20 protein-coding genes and 1 other RNA gene are annotated in these 24,649 nt (G+C 53.3%); 5 read left to right on the forward strand and 16 right to left on the reverse strand.

Translation table 11 applies throughout. The features are described from left to right. Nucleotides 1-13 precede the first annotated feature (13 nt). Genes sufS through sufA form a run of 5 tightly spaced genes read right to left on the reverse strand, consistent with a single transcriptional unit; the run spans nucleotide 14 to nucleotide 5,143 of the window. A complete protein-coding gene (sufS, locus tag L579_RS16115) occupies nucleotides 14-1,237 on the reverse strand; it encodes a cysteine desulfurase SufS (protein WP_021185255.1) in 1,224 nt (407 codons plus the stop codon). Then, the gene (sufD, locus tag L579_RS16120; RefSeq protein WP_021185256.1) at nucleotides 1,234-2,511 is read right to left on the reverse strand and encodes a Fe-S cluster assembly protein SufD; all 1,278 of its coding nucleotides are present in this window, start codon (nucleotides 2,509-2,511) and stop codon (nucleotides 1,234-1,236) included. Before sufD ends, sufS begins: the two co-directional genes overlap by 4 nt. Then, nucleotides 2,486-3,232, reverse strand: coding sequence for a Fe-S cluster assembly ATPase SufC (gene sufC / locus L579_RS16125; RefSeq protein ID WP_021185257.1), 747 nt, complete (start codon nucleotides 3,230-3,232; stop codon nucleotides 2,486-2,488). Before sufC ends, sufD begins: the two co-directional genes overlap by 26 nt. A 35-nt stretch (nucleotides 3,233-3,267) precedes the next feature. Beyond that, complete coding sequence (gene sufB, locus L579_RS16130; protein ID WP_021185258.1) at nucleotides 3,268-4,761, reverse strand: Fe-S cluster assembly protein SufB; 1,494 nt, start codon at nucleotides 4,759-4,761, stop codon at nucleotides 3,268-3,270. 7 nt (nucleotides 4,762-4,768) lie between these two features. Next, entirely contained in the window at nucleotides 4,769-5,143 is a 375-nt protein-coding gene (gene sufA / locus L579_RS16135) for a Fe-S cluster assembly scaffold SufA (RefSeq protein ID WP_021185259.1), read from the reverse strand. Nucleotides 5,144-5,531: 388 nt separating this feature from the next. Between sufA and L579_RS16140 the strand changes: the two genes are divergently transcribed. After that, nucleotides 5,532-5,936, forward strand: a complete 405-nt coding sequence (locus tag L579_RS16140) for a hypothetical protein (RefSeq protein ID WP_013508839.1) — start codon at nucleotides 5,532-5,534, stop codon at nucleotides 5,934-5,936. Between the two features lie 41 nt (nucleotides 5,937-5,977). On the opposite strand, the gene L579_RS16145 is transcribed toward L579_RS16140, so the two are convergent. Next, on the reverse strand, nucleotides 5,978-9,031 hold the full coding sequence (locus L579_RS16145) for a D-2-hydroxyglutarate dehydrogenase YdiJ (RefSeq protein ID WP_021185260.1): 3,054 nt from the start codon (nucleotides 9,029-9,031) through the stop codon (nucleotides 5,978-5,980). A gap of 207 nt (nucleotides 9,032-9,238) precedes the next feature. On the opposite strand from L579_RS16145, the gene ydiK reads away from it, so the two are divergent. Beyond that, on the forward strand, nucleotides 9,239-10,351 hold the full coding sequence (gene ydiK, locus L579_RS16150; protein ID WP_021185261.1) for an AI-2E family transporter YdiK: 1,113 nt from the start codon (nucleotides 9,239-9,241) through the stop codon (nucleotides 10,349-10,351). Between the two features lie 254 nt (nucleotides 10,352-10,605). Then, nucleotides 10,606-10,713, forward strand: an RNA gene (rprA, locus tag L579_RS23380) — antisense sRNA RprA. Between the two features lie 239 nt (nucleotides 10,714-10,952). On the opposite strand, the gene ppsA is transcribed toward rprA, so the two are convergent. Further along, entirely contained in the window at nucleotides 10,953-13,337 is a 2,385-nt protein-coding gene (ppsA, locus tag L579_RS16155; RefSeq protein WP_021185263.1) for a phosphoenolpyruvate synthase, read from the reverse strand. Nucleotides 13,338-13,785: 448 nt separating this feature from the next. Between ppsA and L579_RS16160 the strand changes: the two genes are divergently transcribed. Further along, nucleotides 13,786-14,613, forward strand: coding sequence for a posphoenolpyruvate synthetase regulatory kinase/phosphorylase PpsR (locus L579_RS16160; RefSeq protein WP_021185264.1), 828 nt, complete (start codon nucleotides 13,786-13,788; stop codon nucleotides 14,611-14,613). Between the two features lie 193 nt (nucleotides 14,614-14,806). Then, complete coding sequence (locus L579_RS16165) at nucleotides 14,807-15,853, forward strand: 3-deoxy-7-phosphoheptulonate synthase (protein ID WP_021185265.1); 1,047 nt, start codon at nucleotides 14,807-14,809, stop codon at nucleotides 15,851-15,853. Nucleotides 15,854-15,862: 9 nt separating this feature from the next. On the opposite strand, the gene L579_RS16170 is transcribed toward L579_RS16165, so the two are convergent. The 9 genes from L579_RS16170 to pheT form a co-directional block, all read right to left on the reverse strand. Beyond that, nucleotides 15,863-17,302, reverse strand: coding sequence for a protein adenylyltransferase SelO (locus L579_RS16170; protein WP_021185266.1), 1,440 nt, complete (start codon nucleotides 17,300-17,302; stop codon nucleotides 15,863-15,865). A gap of 98 nt (nucleotides 17,303-17,400) precedes the next feature. Next, a complete protein-coding gene (locus tag L579_RS16175) occupies nucleotides 17,401-18,144 on the reverse strand; it encodes an EAL domain-containing protein (RefSeq protein ID WP_021185267.1) in 744 nt (247 codons plus the stop codon). A 310-nt stretch (nucleotides 18,145-18,454) separates the two neighbouring features. Further along, complete coding sequence (locus L579_RS16180) at nucleotides 18,455-18,913, reverse strand: C40 family peptidase (RefSeq protein WP_021185268.1); 459 nt, start codon at nucleotides 18,911-18,913, stop codon at nucleotides 18,455-18,457. A 74-nt stretch (nucleotides 18,914-18,987) separates the two neighbouring features. Further along, complete coding sequence (gene btuD, locus L579_RS16185) at nucleotides 18,988-19,734, reverse strand: vitamin B12 ABC transporter ATP-binding protein BtuD (protein WP_021185269.1); 747 nt, start codon at nucleotides 19,732-19,734, stop codon at nucleotides 18,988-18,990. A gap of 3 nt (nucleotides 19,735-19,737) precedes the next feature. After that, nucleotides 19,738-20,280 carry a glutathione peroxidase gene (locus tag L579_RS16190; RefSeq protein WP_021185270.1) on the reverse strand — a complete coding sequence of 181 codons (543 nt, stop codon included), beginning with the start codon at nucleotides 20,278-20,280 and terminating at the stop codon, nucleotides 19,738-19,740. Nucleotides 20,281-20,320: 40 nt separating this feature from the next. Further along, nucleotides 20,321-21,304: a vitamin B12 ABC transporter permease BtuC gene (gene btuC, locus L579_RS16195; RefSeq protein ID WP_021185271.1), complete on the reverse strand. Its 984-nt coding sequence runs from the start codon at nucleotides 21,302-21,304 to the stop codon at nucleotides 20,321-20,323. Between the two features lie 97 nt (nucleotides 21,305-21,401). Then, on the reverse strand, nucleotides 21,402-21,758 hold the full coding sequence (locus L579_RS16200; protein ID WP_021185272.1) for a DUF2502 domain-containing protein: 357 nt from the start codon (nucleotides 21,756-21,758) through the stop codon (nucleotides 21,402-21,404). A gap of 193 nt (nucleotides 21,759-21,951) precedes the next feature. Further along, nucleotides 21,952-22,254 (reverse strand): integration host factor subunit alpha, encoded by a 303-nt coding sequence (gene ihfA / locus L579_RS16205; RefSeq protein ID WP_007892687.1) that lies wholly within the window; start codon nucleotides 22,252-22,254, stop codon nucleotides 21,952-21,954. Between the two features lie 4 nt (nucleotides 22,255-22,258). Continuing rightward, nucleotides 22,259-24,646: a phenylalanine--tRNA ligase subunit beta gene (gene pheT, locus L579_RS16210; protein ID WP_021185273.1), complete on the reverse strand. Its 2,388-nt coding sequence runs from the start codon at nucleotides 24,644-24,646 to the stop codon at nucleotides 22,259-22,261. Nucleotides 24,647-24,649 lie beyond the last annotated feature (3 nt).

Below are 24,649 nucleotides of genomic sequence, written 5' to 3' on the forward strand. Positions count from 1 at the left end.
CTCCTGAATCTGCTCAACCGCCCAGCAGACGATGAATTCGCGTCAGACCTGCCGCCAGACGGTCGGCTTCTTCTTCGCTGTTATACAGCGCAAAAGAGGCACGGCACATGGCGGGTACCGCATAATGACGCATCAGCGGCATTGCGCAATGGTGGCCAGTGCGGATGGCGATGCCGTACTGGTCAAGGAAGCTTCCCACATCAAATGCATGGTGCTTACCAAGATTAAACGCCACCACGCCGCTGCGTTCGACCGGACCATAAATGGTCAGATCCGGCACCGAGGCCAGCTTATCCAGCGCATAACGCATCAGCATCGACTCACGCTGCTGAATGGTGTCCAGCCCGAGATCGGTGATCCATTTCAAGGCTGCACCCAGACCAATGATCCCACCCGTATTGGGAGTCCCCGCCTCAAAACGCCAGGGCGCGGTATTCCAGGTGGTGCCGGTGGGCAACAGCACCTGATCGATCATTGAACCGCCACCTTCCCACGGAGGCATGATATCGAGCAGCGCTTTGCGGCCATACAGCACGCCAATCCCGGTCGGACCGTAGATCTTATGCCCTGAGAAGACGTAGAAATCGCAACCGATATCCTGCACGTCAACCGCATGATGCATCACCGCCTGGGCGCCATCCACCAGCGTCACCACACCCGCCGCTTTCGCCTGGGCAACAATGGCTTTCACCGGGTTGACCGTGCCCAATACGTTAGAAACGTGGGTCACCGCCAGCAAACGGGTACGGCTGTCGATTAGCCCTGCCAGTTGTTCCAGCGCCAGCTCACCTTGCTCATTGAGGGGCAGCACACGGATTTCCGCACCGGTGCGCGCAGCAACCATCTGCCAGGGCACGATGTTGGCGTGATGCTCCATCTCGGTGATGATGATGTTGTCGCCCGGTTGCAGCTGACTGCCACCCCAGCTGTTAGCCACCAGGTTGATCCCCTCAGTGGTGCCTTTGACGAAAACAATCTCTTCCGGGGAGGAGGCATTAAGAAAACGCGCGGCCTGAGTGCGCACGTTTTCCATATCGGTAGTGGCCTGGGCACTCAGCGAGTGAATGCCGCGGTGCACGGCCGCATAGCCGTGCTGGTAGAAATGACTTTCCGCATTAATGACGGCCAGCGGACGCTGTGCGCTGGCCGCACTATCCAGATAAGCCAGCGGATGACCGTTGACCTCGCGTTTCAGAATCGGAAATTCCGCTCTGATTCGTTCGAGATCGAAACTCATGACTCAACTCCCGGGATGCGCGCAGCAATGCGCTGCAACACCGCCTGACGTAGAACCGGATTCTCTAACTTTTCAGTCAACTCAGCGGCAAAGGCATGGATAATCATACGCTGAGCCGCAGACTCTTCAATACCACGCGAACGCAGGTAGAACATCTGCTCATCATCAATACGGCCCACGGTAGCTCCGTGGCTGCACTTGACGTCATCAGCATAGATTTCCAGTTGCGGCTTGGTGTCCACTTCCGCCAGACGCCCCATCAACAGGTTGTTGTTGGTCATCTGTCCGTCAGTTTTCAGCGCATGCTGAGCCACTTTAATCATGCCGTTGAACACCGCACGGCCTTTGTCACGCACGATGGTTTTGTGCATCTGACGGCTCATGCAGTAGCCTTTGTTGTGTTCCAGGTAGCTGCGCGTATCGCACACTTCCTGGTTAATCGGCAACGCCAGGCTATTCATAGCAAGGTTGGTGTTCTCACCGTTCAACTGTGCACTGGTGTTGTGACGTGACAACCCGGCACCCAGCAGGAAGCTGGTGGTACTGACCTGCGCATCACGGCCGATCACCACATCGTTATGGGCGAAGTGGTAGCTCTTATCGCTCTCAAACGACAGTTTGATATGCGACAGTTTGGCATTCTCAGCCACGTCAAAGGTGAAACGTGCGCCGGTGAAATGGGCGACATCATTCAGGGTGACGTAATGCTCAATCACTTCCGCCTCTGCGCTGGCTTCCAGTTGCAGATGGTGGCGGTGATGTACGGTATTCATACCCGCGTCCTGGCCGCTGGTAATGTGCAGCAAATACATTGGCAATGCCGCCGCTTTACCGCGCGCCAGACGGATGCTGGTTGCTTCTTCTGCCAGGCTTTCCGTCAGGTGCAGGAACACTTCCGGCTGAATCGGGGCCGGCAACGGACGACGTTCAGCGGCCTGCGAATGCTGGATCTCAAACAGGCCAGTGTCACGGCTGCTGAGCGAGGCCTGGAAACGACCATCCACATACACCAGACGTACCGCTTCGATCGGCAGCGCCAGGGCTTCCACCTGCTCCGCCGTCACTTCCTGCGGTTGCGGCAGCACAAACTGCTGCCCCAGCAGACCTTCCAGCGGGGTGTATTTCCAGTTTTCATGCTTGCGCGTCGGCAAGCCGAGACGCATCAGTTGCTGCCAGTGCTGCTGTGCCTGCAAAGAACGCACGTCACCGCGCGACTCAAACAGGTGATGCCACTGTTGCAGCGCGTTATCACTCTTCGTCGGTAAGCCAGCCATAGCCTTGCTCCTCCAGCTGTTTCACCAGCGTAAAGTCACCAGACTTCACAATTTTGCCCTGATACAGAACGTGCACATGATCAGGCTTGATGTAGTCGAGGATGCGCTGGTAGTGGGTGACGATAATGAATGAACGCTTGCCGTCACGCAGGCTGTTGACGCCGTTTGCCACAATTTTCAATGCATCGATATCCAGACCGGAGTCGGTTTCATCGAGAATGCACAGATCCGGCTCCAGTGCCGCCATTTGCAGAATATCGTTACGCTTTTTCTCACCACCGGAGAAGCCTACGTTAACTGAACGGGTCAGCAAATCTTCCGGCATCTTCAGCAGATGGATTTTATCTTCGATAAAGTCCTGGAAATCGAAACGGTCCAGTTCTTCCTGCTCACGGTATTTACGCACCGCGTTCACAGAGGTCTGGAGGAAAAATTGGTTGCTGACGCCCGGAATTTCAACCGGATACTGGAACGCCATAAAGATGCCTTCGCCCGCACGCTCTTCCGGCTCCAGCTCCAGCAGATCTTTGCCTTTAAAGGTTACGGAACCGCCGGTGATTTCATAATCTTCACGGCCAGCCAGGGTTGCAGACAGGGTACTTTTACCGGAACCGTTCGGTCCCATAATGGCGTGCACTTCACCCGGCTTCACTTCGAGGTTCAGGCCGCGCAAAATTTCTTTGTCTTCAACACTAACCTGTAAATCTTTGATGCTTAACATACTCTTTCCTTCACATTGCTTCCGGCAACGGGCCATCAGCCCACGCTGTGCTCAAGGCTGATTGCTAACAATTTTTGCGCTTCCACGGCGAATTCCAGTGGCAGCTCGGAGAAAACATCTTTACAGAAGCCGTTAACGATCATCGAGATCGCATCTTCTTCACTGATGCCACGTTGCAGACAGTAGAACATCTGATCTTCACCGATACGCGATGTCGTGGCTTCATGCTCCAGCTGCGCGGTATTGTTACGCGCTTCCACATACGGGAAGGTATGCGCACCGCAATCCGGGCCAATCAGCATCGAATCACACTGGGTAAAGTTACGCGCGTTAGTGGCGGTCGGCATGATTTTCACCAGACCGCGATAGGTATTCTGGCTCTTACCGGCCGAGATGCCTTTCGAAATGATGGTCGATTTAGTGTTCTTACCGATGTGGATCATCTTGGTGCCGGTATCGGCCTGCTGATGACCACTGGTCAGCGCCACGGAGTAAAACTCACCGATGGAGTAATCACCGCGCAGAATGCAGCTCGGGTATTTCCAGGTGATGGCTGAACCGGTTTCTGACTGCGTCCACGACATTTTGCTGTGGTCGCCTTCACACAGGGCGCGTTTGGTGACGAAGTTGAGGATACCGCCCTCACCTTCTCCGCCCGGGAACCAGTTCTGCACCGTGGAATATTTTACTTCGGCGTTCTTGTGGATAATCACTTCCACCACCGCCGCATGCAGCTGATAGCTATCACGCACGGGTGCAGAACAGCCTTCGATGTAGCTCACGTAGCTGTCTTCATCCGCCACCAGAATGGTACGTTCAAACTGACCGGTTTTTGCCGCGTTGATGCGGAAATAGGTCGACAGCTCCATCGGACAGCGCACGCCTTTCGGGATGTAGACGAAAGTGCCGTCCGACGCTACCGCAGAGTTCAGCGCTGCGAAGAAGTTATCGTTGGCCGGAACCACGGTGCCAAGATACTTTTTCACCAGCTCAGGGTGTTCCTGAATCGCTTCACCGAAGGAGCAGAAAATGATGCCCTGCTCCGCCAGTTTGCCACGATAGGTGGTAGCAACCGAAACGGAGTCGAAAATCGCATCGACCGCCACTTCTTTACCTTCACGTACCGGTACACCCAACTGATTAAAGGCATTTTCCACTTCCTGCGTCAGATACTCACTGGCAGGGGCGCTGCCGGAAGCCTGAGTCGCACCTGGCTCAGAAGCACAGGTGTCATCGCAGTTGCCACAGGAGGGCGCGGAGTAATAGCTGTAATCCTGGTAGTCGAGTTTCTCATAATGCGCTTTCAACCAGTGCGGCTCTTCCATTTCCAGCCAGGCACGAAAGGCTTTTAGACGAAACTCCAGCATCCACTCTGGCTCGTTACGCTTAGCCGAAATTGCCCGTACCACGTCCTCATTGAGGCCATGAGCAAATTCTTCGGTTTGCAGTTGGGTAAAGAAGCCCTCTTTGTAGTTGAGCTTGCCTTCCCACATTTGTACATCGTCAGATGTTTCGCTGTGTCGTGACATATTTCACTTACTCGACGCCAAAGCTTTCACCGCACCCGCAGGCGTGCTGAGCTTTAGGGTTGTTAAATTTAAAGATCTGGTTCAGGCCTTCACGGACGTAGTCGACTTCGGTGCCATCGACAAACGGCATGGCCTGTAGCGGCACATACAGGGTTGCGCCGAAGTATGGGAACTGCAGGTCGTCAGCGGCAGGTTCTTTCACCAGGTCCATGACATAACCAAAACCGGCACAGCCGGACTGTTTCACTCCTACCCGCAGGCCCTTGACTTCAGGATCCTGTGCGACCAGGTTAAGAATCTGTTTTGCTGCCGATTCGGTCAGCGTCAGCCCCTTCCAGACGAAATCATCGGGTGAAAAAGAAGCTGCATTTACTGATGACATAGTGCTACCTCGTAAGTCTGGGCCTTTTCAGGCTATCCCCCTATGGTAGTGATATCAGATATCACTTCAACCTCTTGTTTTGCAGGGATAATCATCTCGTGCTATTTTTTACTGTTGCTTTGTTAAGCATAGTCGCTTCAAACTGCTTTGCGGCGGGGAAAACTGCCGCGCCGATACAATTGTAACCTGTTAAAAAATCGCAAAATTTCATTTTGTCACTTTACGATTTTCCGCTGATTGATAGGTTACGCCTTTCCTTAATGTGAAGAAATTGTTATTGCCGATTTGAGTAACAGGCAAAGTAAATCAATAAAATTTCTCTAGGGAATTGCATTCCTGACGTGGTTGAATATGATAATGATTATCATTAACCCATTAAGGTGGCGACATGACGCTTTCCGTCTCAGCCTGGTTACAACACAAAATCGATGAATATAAGTTTTCGGTACGTGATATCACCGTTGACTTCTATATGGCTCAGGCAAAGCTCAACCGCACCGATTGTACAATCGAACAACTGCGTCGTTTTAATGACACCTGTCTCGATATGGCGGAAATCTGCCAATTGAATGGCGATGACCAAAGCTATCTACACGCCATGGGCAAGCTCCATCACCGCTTAGTGCAGGAGATGGGCAATGCCGATCGCGACCGTTTGTTCCGTATTCAGGCCTATCAACTGGCGCGCCTGTCGCTGACTCGCTTGTGTCATCAACTGGCGCTGAGCGGCGAGTGGGATCAAGCCACCAGCCTGCAAAGTGATTTCGTCCGTCACGCAGGCTGGATATTCTAATCCAGCTGCGTCCTGACGTCTCCTGGAATTCTACAATTTGTTTACAATAGTTCCAGCAATGCCTGAAGCGGGTGACGCATGCCATTGCCTTCCGCGCGTTTCACCTGACTACGGCATGAGAAACCGGTGGCGAGACAGCGTTGACGCGGCAGTTTTTGCATCTGCGGATGCCAGGACAACGCGTAAATCCCCAGCGAGTTCTCCAGATTTTTGCTTTCGTGTCCATAGGTGCCCGCCATACCGCAGCAGCCGACATTAATGTTTTCCAGCTTCGCTCCGAAACGGGCAAAAATGTCCTGCCATTGGTTGGGGGTTGAGGGTAGCGCGGTCACTTCAGTGCAATGGGCAAACAGATACCAGGCCTCGCCCCCGGTGTTTTGCACGGCACGTTCCGCCACCGCAGTCTGCAACCATTCATGGACCAACAACACATTAAAATCACCGCGCTTCTCGCCCAGTACCTGGTTGTACTCATCCCGGTAGCACAACACGGTAGCTGGATCGACACCGACCATCGGCATGCCTAACTGCGCCACACGATTGAGGAAGTCAGCGGTTTTTTCCGCCGTGCGGGCAAAACGTTGCAGGAAGCCTTTGACATGTTGCGCCTTGCCGTTCGGTGAAAATGGCAGCAGCACCGGGCGGTAACCGAGTTTCTCAATCAGTTTGACAAAGTCAGTCACCAGTTGGGCTTCGTAATAGCTGGTAAACGGATCCTGTACCACCAGCACACAATCCTTGCGCGCGTTGCTGTCGAGCGCTTCCAGTTGCTCCAGCGTCAGGTTCATCGCCGGATGGCCACTCAGTTGCTGCTTCAGACTCGGTGAGGAGAGCAACGGCAAATCGACCATGCCGATATGGCTTTTGCTGAGCTCGCGCATCCACGGCTGTTTCAGGAAGAAGTTAAACACCTTTGGCGCTTTCGCCATCAGCGGCGCGTAGCTTTCTACCGTGGCAACCAGATGATCGCTCATCGGGCGCAGATAACGCGTGTGATACAGTTGCAGGAAGCGAGAGCGAAAGTTCGGTACGTCAATTTTAATCGGGCACTGGGTCGAACAGGCTTTACAGGCGAGGCAGCCCGCCATCGCTTCTTTTACTTCATGAGAGAAATCATACTCGCCTTGCTTCGCATGCCATGAGTTACGGGTACGCTGAATCAAGGTACGCAGGCTGGCGCGTTGCTCTGGCAGGGATTTCTCCAGCAGCACCGGATCCACCCCCTGCTCGGACAGCAGGCGCAACCATTCACGCGTCAGCGTGGCACGGCCTTTGGGGGAGTGGATGCGGTTACGGGTGATTTTCATCGACGGGCACATCGGGCTGCGCGTATCAAAGTTGAAGCACAGACCGTTACCATTGCACTCCATCGCGCCGCGCCAGTCATTGCGCACTGTGAGCGGGATCTGGCGATCATATGTGCCGCGTTTCACCGCATCGACCTGCATCATCGGTTCGTTGCTACCCAGCGGCGTACAGATTTTGCCGGGGTTCATGCGGTTATCGGGGTCAAACGCCGCTTTGATGCGACGCAATTCGTTAAACAGGGTTTCACCGAAAAACGCCGGACTGTATTGCGCGCGGAAACCTTTGCCATGCTCGCCCCACAGCAGGCCGCCATAACGTGCGGTCAAGGCCACCACTTCATCGGAGATCTGTTTCATCAGCATCTCTTGCTGCGGATCGCACATATCCAGCGCCGGACGGACGTGCAGCACACCAGCGTCGACATGACCAAACATGCCATAGCTCAGACCGTGGCTATCAAGCAGAGCGCGGAAATCGACGATATAATCCGCCAGATGCTCCGGCGGCACAGCGGTATCCTCAACAAACGGAATTGGCTTGGCGCGCCCTTTGGCATTTCCGAGCAGACCCACCGCTTTCTTGCGCATATTATAGATGCGCTCGATGCCGCCCAAGTCGTTACACAGCTGATAACCGATCACTCCACCCTGCTGCTGCGTCATCAGTTCATCCAGACGCGCGCACAAGGTCGATACCTGCTGCTCAATCAGTTCACCGTCATCTCCGGCGAACTCGACGATGTTCAGTCCCAGCATCTCTTTATCCGGCACATCGGTAATCAACTCTTTAACCGAATGCCAGACGATATCTTCACGCGCCAGATTCAATACTTTTGAGTCGACGGTTTCCACCGATAACGCTTTTGCTTCGACCATAAAGGGGGCGTTGCGCAGTGCAGAGTCGAAGGAGTCATATTTGATATTTACCAGCCGGCGCACTTTCGGGATCGGCGTGATATCGAGTCGCGCTTCGCTGATAAACGCCAGAGTGCCCTCGGCACCGCACAGCAGGCGCGTCAGATCAAAGGTGTGCAGATCGTCACTGAACACATGGCGTAAATCATAACCGGTGAGAAAACGGTTCAGTTTCGGGAATTTTTCCAGAATCAACGCACGTTGTTCACGACAACGCGTCATCACCTGCTGATAAATGCGCCCTTCTTTGGTTGGCGTTTGCGCCAGTTTCTCCGCTAAATCGGTCGGCATCGCGCGGGTATCAAGAATATCACCGCCCAGCAGCACCGCGCGCAGACCCAGAACATGGTCGGAGGTTTTGCCATACACCAGCGACCCTTGCCCGGAAGCATCGGTGTTGATCATCCCGCCCAGGGTGGCGCGGTTACTGGTCGATAACTCAGGGGAGAAAAAGAAACCGTAGGGTTTCAGCCAGGCGTTTAACTGATCTTTCACTACCCCGGCTTCGACGCGAACCCAACGTTGTTCGGTGTTGATTTCGAGGATGCGGTTCATGTAGCGCGACATATCAACCACAATCCCCTGGTTCAGGGACTGCCCGTTGGTGCCCGTGCCGCCGCCGCGTGGAGTAAACACCAGGCTGGCAAAACGTTCTTCCCCTGCCAGACGCGCAATCAGCGCGACATCCGCGGTGGAACGGGGAAAGAGCGCCGCATCCGGCAGCAATTGATAAATGCTGTTATCGGTTGAAAGTGAGAGACGATCAGCGTAACTGGTGGCGGTATCGCCAGTAAATCCTTGCTCTTTTAAGGACGCCAGGAATGTCAGCACCAGTTGAACGAGGCCCGGTGCCTGGGAAATCTGTGGGATCATTATTGAGTGACCGAGATGTTGTAAACGTTTGCGTAGTCGATTCTTATGAATTATTCGTTTTATCACATTTTTCAGTCGCTCGCTGTTTTTTCAGGAAACGTAAAAAGCGGCCTGCATTTCTCTGTTTAATCCTTCTGAAATAGGTAATCATTGATTGGGGACAGTAAACCCCACTGTGAAGGATTCAATTGAGGTCAAAAGGCTGTTATGAAAAACCTGCAAGGCGGTTTGGACTTACCGCAAATGCTGTTCTCACTGATGTTCATCCTGCTGATGATCATCGCCTGCCTCTGGGTAGTTCAACCTTTTATTCTGGGTTTCGCCTGGGCCAGTATGGTGGTAATCGCCACCTGGCCGCTGATGATTAAGTTGCAGCATCTGTTATGGGGACGCCGCTCGCTGGCGGTAATCGCCATGACCATCCTGTTGCTGCTGCTGTTTATCATCCCCATCGCCGTGCTGGTAAATAGCCTGATCGACAATAGCGCGCCGGTTATTGCCTGGGCCACACAGGGCCATATGACGGTGCCACAGCTTGACTGGCTGAAAGAAGTGCCGATGGTCGGTGACAAACTGTTTGTCAGCTACCACAAGTTGGTTGATGGCGGTGGCTCAGCAATTATGAGCAAGTTGCAGCCCTATATTGGTCGCACCACCGGCTTCTTTGTCGCCCAGGCGGGTCATTTTGGCCGCTTTATGCTGCATCTGGGATTGATGCTGCTGTTCAGCGTGCTGCTGTACTGGCGTGGTGAGCAGGTCGGGCTGGGTATTCGGCATTTTGCTTACCGTATGGGTGGACGCCGTGGCGATGCCGCGGTGTTACTGGCCGGTCAGGCCATCCGCGCCGTCGCGCTTGGGGTAGTGGTGACAGCGCTGGTGCAGGGCGTATTGGGCGGTATCGGTTTAGCCATCTCGGGTATCCCGTATGCCACCCTGCTTACCGTGGTAATGATTCTTTCCTGCCTGGTGCAGCTCGGCCCATTGATTGTGTTGGTCCCGGCGATTATCTGGCTCTACTGGAGTGGAGATACCACCTGGGGCACCGTGTTGCTGGTGTGGAGTTGCGTGGTCGGGACACTCGACAACGTACTGCGTCCGATGCTGATCCGCATGGGTGCCGATTTGCCGATGATTTTGATTCTCTCCGGCGTGATCGGCGGTCTGGTGGCTTTTGGCATGATTGGCCTGTTTATCGGACCGGTGGTGTTAGCGGTATCCTATCGCCTGGTATCAGTATGGATGCATGAGGCTCCGGCACCGGATGACGATCCTGAAACCGTGGTAGAAGAACTCACCGAGCACGACGACCATACTGCCTGACCCTGCCTTACGGTGGTTAACGCCAGTTAACCACCGTCACACAATTCCCTTTTGTTAACGAAAATTTCCATAAGCGATTTTTAAGAAAAACCGCATTTTCACGCCATTTCCGTCAGTTTTGATAACGGAAAGATTATTTTCTGTACTGATTGACGGCCAAAATCCACTAAAAACACGTTTAAAAGATTATCAGCTTTAAACTAATAAGAGGATTCTTAAAGACGCCAGAAGCGGCTGTGAATAACATGTTTCCTATGTTTGAGATCAAACCACTGATTTTTAAACAACCTTTTTCCCCTGAGTAAAGTGAAGAATTGCTGTGTGTAGTCTTTGCCCATCCCCTGTGATGGGCTTTTTTTTGGGGATTTTTTGCCTCAGAGCAGCGCATTCACAGGTTAAATGCCCGATGAGCCCCCCTATCGCCTCTTACACCTTACCTGCCGAAGGTGACTTCGACCTTCTGACTGGCGCGTTGTTAATACGGTAATCAGGGAGGTGATAAGGAGAGTTATCACAACAACGATGGGAAAAATACTTATCCGGGAAGATGGATGTGGGAGAGATAAGTCCCGGAAACTTTCCGGGACTCTGGTTTACACAGTTATTTAGCCTTATTCAGCTCTGCCAGACTCAGCCAGGTTTCCACGACGGTATCCGGGTTCAGCGACAAGCTGTCAATTCCCTCTTCCATCAGCCAGGCGGCGAAATCCTGATGATCAGACGGGCCCTGGCCACAAATCCCGACATACTTGCCCTGTTTCTTCGCAGCCTGAATCGCCATCGACAGCAACGCTTTCACCGCATCATTACGTTCGTCAAACAGCGCGGAAACCACGCCGGAATCGCGATCCAGACCCAGCGCCAGTTGCGTCATGTCATTGGAACCGATAGAGAATCCATCGAAATGTTGCAGGAACTGTTCCGCCAGCAATGCATTCGACGGGATCTCACACATCATGATCACCTTCAGGCCATTCTCACCGCGTTTGAGTCCCTGTTTCGCCAGTTCCTCAATCACCGCTTCCGCCTGCGCCACGGTCCGAACAAACGGGATCATGATTTCCACGTTAGTCAGCCCCATTTCATTGCGCACACGTTTCACCGCCGCACACTCCAGCGCGAAGCAGTCGCGGAAACTGTCAGCCACATAGCGGCCAGCACCGCGGAAGCCCAGCATCGGGTTCTCTTCTTCCGGTTCGTAACGTTCACCACCTACAAGGTTGGCATACTCATTCGATTTGAAATCCGACAGGCGCACAATCACACGTTTCGGAGCAAACGCGGCACCCAGGGTAGCGATCCCTTCGGTGAGTCGAGCAATATAGAACTCAACCGGATCGTCAAACCCTTTCATCATCTGACGAATTTCCTGTTGCAGCTCTGGCGTCTGTTGGTCAAATTCCAGCAACGCTTTCGGGTGCACGCCGATCATACGGTTAATGATGAATTCCAGACGCGCCAGGCCCACGCCCTCATTCGGCAGGCAGGCAAAATCGAATGCACGATCCGGGTTACCGACGTTCATCATGATTTTCAGCGGCAGGTCCGGCAAGCTGTCCACCTGAGAACTGGTGACTTCAAAATCCAGCAGGTCGTCATAAACATAGCCGGTGTCACCCTCAGCGCAGGACACCGTGACCTTGCGACCATCTTTCAGACGTTCAGTCGCATCGCCGCATCCCACTACCGCCGGAATACCCAATTCACGGGCAATAATCGCCGCATGGCAGGTACGTCCACCGCGATTAGTGACAATCGCTGACGCTTTTTTCATGATCGGTTCCCAGTCAGGGTCGGTCATGTCGGTAACCAACACGTCCCCCTTTTCGATCCGATTCATCTGGCTGATATCCTGAATCACCTTCACTTCACCGGCACCAATACGGTGACCAATCGCACGGCCTTCCACGACAATGTTGCCTTTTCCATGCAGATTGTAACGTTCCATCACCTGACCACTGGAACGTACTGTTTCCGGGCGCGCCTGGACAATAAACAGTTTGCCAGTGTGACCATCTTTCGCCCACTCGATATCCATTGGGCGTTTGTAGTGCTGCTCGATGAGTACTGCCTGACGCGCCAGCGCCTGCACTTCATCATCGCTCAGACAGAAGCGATCACGTTCGTCTTCAGCCACATCTTCAATGCGAACCTGCTTGCCGTGTTCATGGGAGTCGGCGTACACCATCCGCACCTTTTTAGAACCCATGTTGCGACGGACGATAGCCGGACGATTCGCCGCCAGCGTCGGTTTGTGCACGTAGAATTCATCCGGGTTCACCGCCCCTTGTACCACCATTTCACCTAAACCAAAGGCGGCGGTGATAAACACCACCTGATCAAACCCCGATTCGGTATCAATGGTAAACATCACGCCAGACGAGGCGAGATCGGAACGCACCATCCGCTGGATCCCTGCCGACAGCGCGACGCCGCGATGGTCATAGCCCTGATGCACACGATAAGAGATGGCGCGATCGTTAAATAACGACGCATAAACGTGCTTGACCGCCACCATTACCGCATCAATGCCCTGCACATTCAGGAACGTTTCCTGTTGTCCGGCAAAGGAGGCATCGGGCATGTCCTCAGCGGTCGCCGAAGAACGCACGGCAAACGAGGCTTCGGCATCATCGGCAGATAATTGTTGGTAGGCATCATGAATGGCTGTTTCCAGTTCAGGCTGGAACGGTGTATCAACCACCCATTGGCGGATTTGCTTACCCGCTTTCGCCAACTCATCAACGTCATCAATATTAGTCTTGTCCAGCAGATCATAGATACGCTGGTTCAGCCCGCTTTGATCGAGAAACTGATTAAAAGCATAAGATGTTGTCGCATAACCATTGGGTACAGCCACGCCCAGCGACGACAAATTGGTAATCATTTCACCCAGAGAGGCATTTTTACCTCCCACCCGATCAACATCATGCATGCCAAGCTGGTTGTACCAGAGCACTAGCGGCTGTTCGCCTTTATTGGACATCGAGATTATCCTTTTAAATGATTGGGGGCACATGGAACATTTTGCTATTCGCAAATACAGCCTGGCACAAGCAGAATATAAAGACTAAGTGTTGAATCGTTAAAGCAGCGAAAGAATTGAAAAATCGGATTAGTACCCGCAATTATCCAGGTTGCGCAACATCAGCAATTAACGCTAACAGATTGCTGTATCATTAAATTTCTCAATTTCAGAGGGTTAGCGCTTGCATTTTGTTGCGCAACAAAATCAGACTTTATTTTGTGCGCGAAGCAAAATAACCGAAAAAAATGACGATTTCCGAAACGCTATTTCATCTATATTGAAGGTTAGATTAATATCTCGAGGCCAGGGTTCTTTGCTATATGGAGATTTCATTTTATTATTATAAAAAATGAAATATTGGCAATGATAATGTTGCATAAAGGTTATCAGGAGGAAGGCTTTCATTATGAGCACAGAACGTAGTGTGTTTTATATCTCCGATGGCACCGCCATTACCGCTGAAGTGTTGGGCCACGCGGTGTTATCGCAATTCCCGGTGAACACCAATAGCGTAACCCTGCCATTTGTCGAAAATGTGCAACGTGCTCAGGCAGTTAAAGCCCAGATCAACGCACTTTATCAGCAAAGCGGTATCCGCCCGCTGGTATTTTTTTCAATCGTCACGCCTGATGTGCGGGAAATTATCCTTGAGAGCGAAGGCTTCTGTCAGGATATTGTCCAGGCGTTGGTCGGCCCGTTGCAAAGCGAGTTAGGTGTGCCCTCCATGCCCGTTGCCCACCGTACTCACGGGCTGACCGCCAGCAATCTGGGCAAATACGATGCGCGTATCGCCGCGATTGATTACACCCTGGCCCATGATGATGGCATCTCGCTGCGCGGTCTTGAGGATGCGCAGGTGATCCTGCTGGGTGTATCGCGCTGTGGTAAAACCCCTACCAGCCTGTATCTGGCGATGCAGTTTGGCGTCCGCGCCGCCAACTATCCGTTTATTGCTGACGATATGGATAACCTGAAACTGCCGCCCGCCCTGCGTGCCCATCAACATAAACTGTTTGGTTTGACTATCGACCCCGAGCGACTGGCCGCCATTCGCCAGGAACGCGCAGAGAACACGCGGTATGCCTCGCTGCGCCAGTGCCGACTGGAAGTGGGTGAAGTTGAAGCCCTGTTCCGCACCCATCAGATTCGCTATCTCAACAGTACCAACTACTCGGTGGAAGAGATCGCCACCAAAATTCTCGACATCATGGGCCTGACACGCCGGATGTATTGACCTGCCGCGGCGCGATTTTTTGCCCATCGCGCCGCGCCGGAAGGTGACCAATACGTGTTTGTAAAGCGGGGCTGCCGAACTATTGAAATCCCTTTCGCTTTAGCAGGTTGAATTCGCAGGCTAATGGTTTATTGTGACCCTCATCACTTCCCGGTATTTCACCGTTGCGAAGAACAGATTTTCGAGAACCCTGATGAACAAAACTGATGAACTGCGTACCGCGCGCATCGGCAGCCTGATAATGCCCGCCGCGTTAGCGCAACAACACCCTATTTCGGCAGAAATTGCCGCAACTGTGACGGCAGCGCGTCAGCGCATTGCCCGTATTCTCACCGGAGAAGACCGTCGCCTGCTGGTGATTATTGGCCCCTGCTCGCTCCACGATCCGAAAGCTGCGCTGGAATATGCTCAGCGCCTGAACGTATTGCGCGAACAGTACCAGGACCGGCTGGAAATTGTGATGCGTGCCTATTTTGAAAAGCCACGCACCGTGGTTGGCTGGAAAGGCTTGATCTCCGATCCAGACCTGGACGGCAGCTTTGATGTGAATCGCGGCATTGCTATTGCCCGCCAGTTACTGCTTGATATCAACGCGACCGGCATGCCAACAGCAACCGAATTCCTCGATATGGTGATCGGTCAGTTTATTGCCGACCTGATCAGTTGGGGAGCCATCGGCGCGCGGACCACCGAAAGCCAGATCCATCGCGAAATGGCCTCTGCGCTCTCCTGCCCGGTAGGTTTTAAAAATGGCACTGACGGCAACGTGCAGATCGCCGTTGATGCGATTCGTGCCTCGCGTGCCAGCCATATGTTTCTGTCCCCTGACAAAAATGGTCAGATGACCATCTATCAGACCAGCGGCAATCCACATGGCCATGTGATCCTGCGTGGTGGTCGTCAGCCCAACTACCATGCAGATGATGTGGCGGCCGCAGCAGCTAACCTGCGTGATTTTAATCTGCCGGAACAACTGGTAATTGATTTCAGCCATGCCAACTGTCAGAAACAACACCGGCGTCAGCGTGATGTAGCCGAGGATGTGGCGACACAGATCCGCGCGGGTTCCCGTGCCGTTGCCGGGGTGATGATTGAGAGCTTCCTCGAGGAAGGTAATCAGAAGGTGGTCGGCGGCCAACCATTGGTGTACGGTCAATCGATTACCGATCCTTGCCTCGGTTGGGACGACAGCGCCGAAGTGCTGGCTCGCCTGGCTGCCGCCGTCGACAGCCGTTTCTGATTCACGGCGTTAGCTGGAGCAGCTCACCTCCAGCGTTTTACCCCACTCAGGGGGCCGTTGGCGCAATTCCGCGCTGACGGCCTCATCATTAAATGGCTGCTGTAAAGCCAGATGCAAGCGAGACAGCGCGCCAGTTTCGCCACGCTCAACCTCTTCAATCACCTGCTGGGCCAGATAGTTGCGCAACACCAATGCCGGGTTTGCAGCTTTCATCACTTGTTGCCGCGTTTCGTCGCTGGCTTCATCGCGCAACAGACGCTGACGATAGTCCTCGTACCAACGGTCAAACGCATCACGATCGATAAATTCATCGCGCAATGGCGAACGCGTTTGCTGCTGTTGTGTCTCACTCAGCAGACGGAACGTCAGGGTATAGTCGCTGTGTTCATGCGTCATCAGTGCCAGCAATCCGGTCAGAATCGCGTTGTCATTGGCATCCGGAGTCAGTAGTCCGAGTTTGGCGCGCATTTTCTCACCCCAGACGCGCATCAATTCTGGTTCATATTGACTCAGTGCCTGCTTCAGTTGATCGGTGGTCATCAATCCGGACAGGGCATGTGCCAGACGGTTGAGATTCCATAAACCGACCGCAGGTTGATTATCGAAAGCGTAGCGCCCCTGATAATCACTGTGATTGCAGATGAAGTTAGGCTGATAATCGTCAAGAAAACCGTAGGGGCCATAATCAAGGGTCTGCCCGAGTATCGACATATTATCGGTATTCATCACACCGTGGGCAAAGCCGACGCTCTGCCATTGGGCGATCAGACTGGCGGTGCGCTTCACAATATCCGTGAACCACAACATATAGCGATCTGCCTCATCCTGTAACGTTGGCCAGTGATGACGAATGGCATAATCCGCCAGCTGACGAACCTTGTCCTGCTCGCCACCATAATAGAAATGCTCGAAATGGCCGAAGCGCAGATGACTTTCAGCGATACGCATCAGCATCGCGCCACGTTCCGGGGTTTCACGTAACACAGGTTCATCACCGATCGCCAGAGTCAGTGCGCGAGTGGTCGGGATCCCCAGATGATATAAGGCTTCCGAGGCAAGAAATTCACGCACGGTGGAACGGATCACCGCACGCCCATCACCCATTCGTGAATAGGGCGTCAGCCCCGCGCCTTTCAGATGCCAGTCCAGCTTACGGCCATCCGTCAGTTGCTGTTCACCCAGCAGGATGCCACGCCCATCACCCAACTGACCGGCCCAGACACCAAATTGATGGCCACTGTAGACCTGTGCCAGCGGTGCCATACCCGGTAACAGCGCTTGCCCACACCAGACGCCATGTCCAGCTCCGTTGAATAACGCGGGATCCAGCGCCATTTCTGTTGCCAGCGGCGCGTTATGGTAAAGCAAACGGCCACCCTGCAAAGGGGTTGGGTCCAGCGCGGTATAGAATCCCGGCAACTCCTGCTGCCAGCTGTTGGTAAACTGCATAGTCACTCCGCGAGGTGCATCGTTTTCAGGCACCGCGATTGGGTTGAAAATCAACGGATAGTGTAACGCCGACACTGCGGAGAAAACAGATGAAAGGATTACTGCTGCAACGGAGAATTAAGAGTCACATCGGGATAAATCAAATCATTCAGCCGTTCAGCTTTGACCACCGGAAACAGACTGCCCTGCAAATGTGCGCCGCTGAGTGCCGTCACTTTCTCCAGCATTGCTGAATCATCAATACCACAAATAATAATCTGCGTGTCATCGCCGGTAAAATTGTCGATAAGCGCCTGAATAAAAGGTATAAAAGATGCACGTTTTGCCAGCGCCTGAATAAAGTTCTTATCCATTTTCAGAACGCTAAAAAGATTATCGTAAACCGCCGTTGCCGGTGCTTTTCCTGCACCAAATTGCGAAAGCGATAAACGAAATTCACTTTTCAAGGTACTCAATAGTGGATGTGATTTACCCTGCCATAATTGAGGAAAGCTTTCGCTGATATCCAACGCAATAAATGGCAGTTGCTTAAATTTCCTTAACAGAAAGTCACTCTCCAGCAGCGTCACTGCCATCGAATCATCAATACGTACCAGGGCGGTAATTTGATTTAACTCAAAAAAGTCGCGGTACTTTTCCAGCAGTGCCAGCTGGCTCTGCAACAGGCGCAGTTGTTGTGCATCATCTAATTGAGGCAATAGCAAATCCTGCGGCAGCGTGATAGGAGCACTGTCGTGGACAAATTGCGTAACCAGTTCAACCGTAGTTAGCTGGCCCGCTAAAGAATAGGCTGGATAAAACCAGGTTTCCGACTGATAGTCGGCAGATAAATGAACTTTCATTTTAACAGCCAGAAGCAGTGGCGATTGGCGCATCGTATATCAATGAAAACGCTCAGGCAATAGGACCAAACGTTAGAAGAGAGGTGCTTTTTTGCCTGATGGTGTCATTTTTACGCTGAATTAATCCTTAAGCCAAATAACCATCGAATATTATCCATACCGTTAATTACATTAAGGCATCATAGATAGTATTAAATCCCCTTCAGGTAAAGTGCCATTTTAAAGCAGAGCACTTTAGGGGCAGGATTTAATTTAAGTACAGATTTTGGCGGCACACTTTTAGCCAAAAGTGTTCTCAGACAAATACGTACTAAATACGCCGTGCCTGCCAAAATACTTTTCGCCAGTAAACGTTATCCAGTGATGAGCGAATCACACCCTGGCTGGTAGAGGCATGAATAAAGGTGTTATCGGTATCATAAATGCCAACATGCAGGCCATTTTCACCACTGCCCGTTTTAAAAAACACCAAATCGCCGGGCAATAAATCATCTTTATCAATACGCGTACCGATATCGCTTTGGGCGTCGGTTGAGCGTGGCAATTGGAGATCGAACCGATCGCGGAAGGTGAGATAGACAAAACCGGAGCAATCAACACCGCCTCGGCTCAAACCACCATAGCGATAAGGTGTCCCGTGCCAGTTGTTGAGCTGCTCATTAAGTTGCGCAATCACGGTGATGGAATCGGACAAGCGGCCATTGGGCGGAGGCGCATGGTGGCTACATCCTGCCAACAACAGCACCAGAATCAACATTATCAGCCGCATCAGAAAAATCCTTAAATCCGTTGCCCGAGCAACACTTTAGCGGCAAAACCTGATTCGGTGCAAGGCGCGCACCGTCAGGGCACCAGTAATAATGAGCCCTGGGGGGTTTCGATACGTTGAAACTGAATGTTGTATAACGGAGCCAATTGCCCGACGGTGAGCACGCTGGCGGCCGTCCCCTGTGCCACCAACCTCGACTGATGCATCAGCCAGACCCGATCAGCATGGCGCAGACTGTGGTTCAGATCATGACCGCTGGCAACAATGGCGATACCAGCTGCACATAACTGTGCCAGTAATGTGTCTACCGCCTTTTGCTGCGCAACGTCCAGCGCGCTCATCGGCTCATCGAGGATCAGCAATTTGCCCTGCGCATTAATTGCTGGATGAATTTGCAGTGCAACAGCCGCGAGACGTACCCGCTGCCATTCACCGCCGGAAAGTTGCAGCACGTTGCGCATCAACTTATCCTTCAGCCCCAGCATCTCCAGCACCTGGATTAACAGCCTGTCGGCTTCAGCGTTGACGTGCAGCAGATGCATGCGCAGATAGTGCCAGACAGGCATCTGTCCTGGTGCTGACTGTTGCTGTGGCAACCAGGCGCGCATCCGGGCCAGCGCGGCACCGTTCATTTGCGCCAATGGCTGGCCGGAAAAACGAATATCGCCGATGGCGGGGAGTAAACCCGCCAGCACGTTCAGTAACGTGCTTTTACCGGCACCATTCGGCCCCACCAGATGGACCAACTCTCCGGCATGCAGCTCAAGGTCGACGGGAGCCAACCGCCCTTTGACGCTGGCTCCCTGGCACTGCATCAGCATGGCTTATGCCAACGCCTGTTTGATGCTGGCAATAATGGTGGCATCATCCGGTGTCATGTCTGGCGCAAACCGCGCAACCACTTCACCTTGCTTATTGATCAGGAATTTTTCGAAATTCCACAGGATATCACCCGGTGCTTTCGGCGCACGGCCTTTGCTCACCATACGCTCATAGAAGCCACTGCCTTCCGGGCGCAGCGCTTCCGGCTGTGCTGCCACCAGCACGCTGTACAATGCGTGGCGCGCCGGGCCATTGACATCGGTTTTCTCAAACATCGGGAAAGTGACGCCGTAGGTCGTGCTGCAAAAGGTTTTAATCTCTTCGCTGCTGCCTGGCTCCTGCTCCAGAAACTGATTGCACGGAAAACCGAGTACGCTAAAACCTTGCGCCTGCCACTCTTTTTGCAGCGCTTCCAGTTGCTCGTACTGCGGCGTCAGGCCACATTTCGAGGCCACATTCACCACCAGCAGCACCTTACCCTGCCACTGTTCCAGGGTGGTTTTTTCACCGTCAAGCGTAACCAGTTCTGTTTGATAAATGCTCATTGTCGATTCCTGTTGTTGATGCCAAGAGTGCCAGCCGCAGCTAGCGCGAGGATTTCACTAATAACACGATAAACAGTGGTGCACCGAGTGTGGCGGTCACCACGCCGATGGGTAATTCAGCCGAGGTCAGGACCAGGCGGGCAATAATATCCGCCGCCAACAATACCACGGCACCGGCCAGCGCTGAGGCGGGGAGCAGATAACGATGATCGCTGAAACCACACAGACGCAACAAATGCGGTATCACCAGCCCGACAAAACCGATAGCACCGGCCAGCGCCACGCTGACGCCCACCAGCCAACCCATCGTCAGCACCAGCAGGTTACGCCACAGCAACATCGGCAGGCCCAACTGGCGTGCTGACGTCTCTCCCAACGCCAGCAGGTTGAGAACGCGTGACGTAGCAATCAACGCGATGATGGCCGGGATCAGCGCCAGCATCATCCAGCCATAACGCCAGTCGATACCGCTAAAGCCCCCCATCATCCAGTACATTAACTGGCGCAGGTCGAGACTGGTGCTGAAGTACACCGCCCACGTCATGATGGCGCTGCAAATAATCCCCAGCGCGACGCCCGTCAGCAGCAAACGACTGACAGATAAATGACGATGGGCGAAATGAAGAAGGATTAAGGTAATCAACAGCGCCCCGGCCATCGCCGCCAGTGCCAGGCTCCATAACGAACCGTTACCGAGCATCACACCCAGCACCAAACCGATACCCGCGCCATTTGATACGCCTAGCAAGCCTGGTTCAGCCAGCGGATTATTGAACAGCGCCTGCATCACCACGCCGCACACGGCTAACGCTGCCCCTACCAACAGCACCGCGAGAGTACGTGGCAGACGCAGTTGCCAGACGAAGAGATCCCCCTCGCCTGAGAACCAGCGCAGCGGTGATATCCAGCTGTCACCCGCGCACAGGCTTACTACCAGCAGAATAATCAGTAACGCGCCCAGGGCGATGAGCCAACGCTGGCTGCGGCGGTCGGCCTGATGGGCAAGCTGATCCAGCAGAGTCATAAATAAGATTGGCTGAGAAAACAGAGATTTGATTGTAGTGAGATTACAGCAAAAAGAAAGGCAATTGCGGCGTCAGAACGACGCCGCTGATGAAGCATTAATTACGCGGAGGAACGGGTTGGCCGTTGTGGTTATCACGGTTGTCGTGATTCTGCTGCGGCTTGTTGTCGTGCTGTGGCGGGCGCTTCTTCGGTTCTTTATTACCCGGATGCTGTGTCTGCCAGCCATTACCATTCCAGTAACCGTGCGGGCCTTTCATCCCCACACGCTGGTTATGGTGCTGCTTCCACCATGACGGTGAGCGCCAGTCGTAACCATCCCAGAAATAGCCGCGTTTGTCCTGATCACCGATATGAATCGATACGCCCGGCGTGTTGATGTTTACGGAAACATTTGCACTGGCGAGCAGCGGCATGCCTAACAGGATGCTTAATAAAAGTGCTGTCTTTTTCATCAGCTTAACCTCTTGTTTTATGTTGGCGCTGTTATAACAAAAGCGCTGAAGAGGTCACTATCAGCAAGTGCCGATTTTCATGCTATTTTCCGCATACTTACGAATTCTTTACATTATGAAAAAAGCATGGAGAACGGTGATTTTCTCACCAAAATAAAAAAGGCCGCTAAGCGGCCTTTTTGTTTTACTGAAATTAGTCAGCATCCTTGGGTGTCGCGTTCTCAACGCGGCTTTTCAACTTCTGACCGGGACGGAAAGTCACCACCCGACGGGCAGTGATCGGAATATCTTCCCCGGTTTTTGGGTTTCTGCCCGGACGCTGGTTTTTGTCACGCAGATCAAAATTACCAAATCCGGAAAGTTTAACCTGTTCTCCGTTTTCCAACGCGCGGCGAACCTCTTCAAAAAATAGCTCGACCAACTCTTTGGCGTCGCGTTTGCTCAGCCCGAGCTTTTCAAACAGGTACTCTGACATTTCAGCTTTTGTAAGCGCCATAGGTTCAATCCCTCAAGGTTGCCTGGAATCGCTCTTTTAATGCCGCAACGCATTTGGCAACGGTCGCGGCAATCTCCTCTTCTTCGAGTGTCCGGCTGGTATCCTGCAAAATCAGGCTAATCGCAAGGCTCTTTTCGCCTTCGTTTACGCCCTTACCACGGTACACGTCAAACAAGTTTACGCCAACTACCTGATTTACGCCAACTTTCTTACACTCCGCGATGATATCTGCTGCGGGCACGTTTTCAGCCACTACCACAGCGATATCGCGACGGTTCGCCGGGAAGCGTGAAATCTCGCGCGCGTCAGGCAGGACGCGGTCTGCGACCTTATTCCAAAGCAGTTCAAACACTAAGGTGCGACCGTTGAGATCCAGCTTACGTTCCAGCTCCGGATGAACCACCCCGATAAATCCGATTCGTTCATCGCCTAAATAAATTGCTGCGCTTTGTCCCGGATGCAGGGCTGGATTCGCTTCTGCACGGAAAGAAATCGCATCCAGTTTGCCGGTTAAATCCAGCAGCGACTCTAAATCGCCTTTTAAATCATAGAAGTCAACCGCCTGGCGCGCCAGATCCCAATGCTCTTCATTGCGATTACCGCTTAATACGCCCGCCAGCATAAGATCCTGACGGATGCCGAGATCGGCCTGAGTATCAGGCACAAAGCGCAAACCGCTCTCAAACAGGCGTACCCGGCTCTGCTGGCGGTTCTGGTTGTACACTACCGCACCCAGTAAACCGGTCCATAAAGACAGGCGCATCGCCGACATATCGCTGGAAATCGGGCTGGGCAGAATCAGCGCTTCTTCGCCCGGATGCAGCAGTTGCTGGACCTTCGGATCGACGAAACTATAGGTGATCGCTTCCTGATAGCCTTTATCCACCAGCAGTGTTTTGGCACGTTTCAGTGACAAATCTGCTTCGCGATGCTGGGTCATGACCAGGCTGGCCTTCACCGGAACATCAGGGATGTTGTTGTAGCCGTAGATACGTGCGACTTCTTCAACCAGGTCTTCTTCGATAGCCATATCGAAACGCCAGCTTGGTGCGATGGCGGTCCACTCACCGGCGCTAACCGTGACTTCACAACCCAGGCGCGTCAGGATATCGGTGACCTGCTCATCCGCAATCACATGACCGATCAGACGGTCCAGCTTTTCGCGACGTAAACGGATAGTGGCACGCGGCGGTAATGTCGCCGCGTCAGTCTGGTCAATAACCGGACCGGCTTCGCCACCACAGATATCCAGCAGCAGTTGGGTTGCACGCTCAATCGCTTTGTATTGCAGTGCCGGATCGACACCACGCTCATAACGGTGAGAAGCATCGGTATGCAGACCCTGACGGCGTGCACGACCGGTAATTGCCAGTGGATCGAAGTACGCGCATTCGAACAGAATGTTTTGCGTCTCTTCATTAACACCAGAATGTTCACCACCGAAGATGCCACCCATAGCCAGCGCTTTGTGGTGATCGGCAATCACCAGCGTGTCGCTGCTGAGTTTCGCTTCGCTGCCGTCCAGCAACGTCAGGCTTTCGCCCTCTTTCGCCATACGCACGACAATGCCGCCGTCGATACGATCAAGGTCGAAGGCATGCATCGGCTGACCCAGCTCCAGCAGCACATAGTTGGTGATATCGACCACCGGATCGATAGAGCGGATACCGCAGCGACGCAGTTTTTCACGCATCCACAGCGGGGTTGCCGCTTTGACGTTGACACCTTTTACCACGCGGCCAAGGTAACGCGGGCAGGCAGCGGTAGCCTCAACCCGAATCGGGAAGGTATCGCTGATGGTGGCTTTTACCGGCTCGATAACAGGCGCATTCAACGGCAGACCATTCAGCACCGCCACATCGCGGGCGATACCGATGATGCCAAGACAGTCGGCACGGTTCGGCGTCACGCTGATTTCGATGGTGTTATCGTCCAGCTTCAGGTATTCGCGAATATCGGTGCCGATAGGCGCATCGGTTGGCAGCTCAATAATGCCGCTGTGATCGTCGGAAATACCCAGCTCAGAGAACGAGCACAGCATGCCTTCAGACGGCTCACCACGCAGCTTGGCGGCTTTAATCTTAAAATCACCCGGCAGTACCGCGCCCACGGTTGCTACCGCAACTTTCAGGCCCTGACGGCAGTTTGGTGCGCCACAAACGATATCCAGCAGGCGATCGCCACCGACATTGATTTTGGTGACACGCAGTTTGTCTGCGTTAGGATGCTGGCCGCACTCCACCACTTCTCCCACTACAACGCCGTTAAATGCACCGGCAACCGCATCAACGCCGTCCACTTCCAGGCCGGCCATGGTGATCTGTTCAGACAGCGCAGCGCTGTCCAGGGCTGGATTTACCCATTCGCGTAACCAGAGTTCACTGAATTTCATTGG

Source organism: Pantoea sp. AS-PWVM4, assembly GCF_000468095.1.
GTDB lineage: Bacteria > Pseudomonadota > Gammaproteobacteria > Enterobacterales > Enterobacteriaceae > Pantoea > Pantoea phytobeneficialis.

What these genes read in the sequence shown, in the direction of transcription:
- sufS (WP_021185255.1), bottom strand. Translation starts at nt 1,237, where the DNA reads ATGAGTTTCGATCTCGAACGAATCAGAGCGGAATTTCCGATTCTGAAA.
- sufD (WP_021185256.1), bottom strand. Translation starts at nt 2,511, where the DNA reads ATGGCTGGCTTACCGACGAAGAGTGATAACGCGCTGCAACAGTGGCAT.
- sufC (WP_021185257.1), bottom strand. Translation starts at nt 3,232, where the DNA reads ATGTTAAGCATCAAAGATTTACAGGTTAGTGTTGAAGACAAAGAAATT.
- sufB (WP_021185258.1), bottom strand. Translation starts at nt 4,761, where the DNA reads ATGTCACGACACAGCGAAACATCTGACGATGTACAAATGTGGGAAGGC.
- sufA (WP_021185259.1), bottom strand. Translation starts at nt 5,143, where the DNA reads ATGTCATCAGTAAATGCAGCTTCTTTTTCACCCGATGATTTCGTCTGG.
- L579_RS16140 (WP_013508839.1), top strand. Translation starts at nt 5,532, where the DNA reads ATGACGCTTTCCGTCTCAGCCTGGTTACAACACAAAATCGATGAATAT.
- L579_RS16145 (WP_021185260.1), bottom strand. Translation starts at nt 9,031, where the DNA reads ATGATCCCACAGATTTCCCAGGCACCGGGCCTCGTTCAACTGGTGCTG.
- ydiK (WP_021185261.1), top strand. Translation starts at nt 9,239, where the DNA reads ATGAAAAACCTGCAAGGCGGTTTGGACTTACCGCAAATGCTGTTCTCA.
- ppsA (WP_021185263.1), bottom strand. Translation starts at nt 13,337, where the DNA reads ATGTCCAATAAAGGCGAACAGCCGCTAGTGCTCTGGTACAACCAGCTT.
- L579_RS16160 (WP_021185264.1), top strand. Translation starts at nt 13,786, where the DNA reads ATGAGCACAGAACGTAGTGTGTTTTATATCTCCGATGGCACCGCCATT.
- L579_RS16165 (WP_021185265.1), top strand. Translation starts at nt 14,807, where the DNA reads ATGAACAAAACTGATGAACTGCGTACCGCGCGCATCGGCAGCCTGATA.
- L579_RS16170 (WP_021185266.1), bottom strand. Translation starts at nt 17,302, where the DNA reads ATGCAGTTTACCAACAGCTGGCAGCAGGAGTTGCCGGGATTCTATACC.
- L579_RS16175 (WP_021185267.1), bottom strand. Translation starts at nt 18,144, where the DNA reads ATGAAAGTTCATTTATCTGCCGACTATCAGTCGGAAACCTGGTTTTAT.
- L579_RS16180 (WP_021185268.1), bottom strand. Translation starts at nt 18,913, where the DNA reads ATGCGGCTGATAATGTTGATTCTGGTGCTGTTGTTGGCAGGATGTAGC.
- btuD (WP_021185269.1), bottom strand. Translation starts at nt 19,734, where the DNA reads ATGCTGATGCAGTGCCAGGGAGCCAGCGTCAAAGGGCGGTTGGCTCCC.
- L579_RS16190 (WP_021185270.1), bottom strand. Translation starts at nt 20,280, where the DNA reads ATGAGCATTTATCAAACAGAACTGGTTACGCTTGACGGTGAAAAAACC.
- btuC (WP_021185271.1), bottom strand. Translation starts at nt 21,304, where the DNA reads ATGACTCTGCTGGATCAGCTTGCCCATCAGGCCGACCGCCGCAGCCAG.
- L579_RS16200 (WP_021185272.1), bottom strand. Translation starts at nt 21,758, where the DNA reads ATGAAAAAGACAGCACTTTTATTAAGCATCCTGTTAGGCATGCCGCTG.
- ihfA (WP_007892687.1), bottom strand. Translation starts at nt 22,254, where the DNA reads ATGGCGCTTACAAAAGCTGAAATGTCAGAGTACCTGTTTGAAAAGCTC.
- pheT (WP_021185273.1), bottom strand. Translation starts at nt 24,646, where the DNA reads ATGAAATTCAGTGAACTCTGGTTACGCGAATGGGTAAATCCAGCCCTG.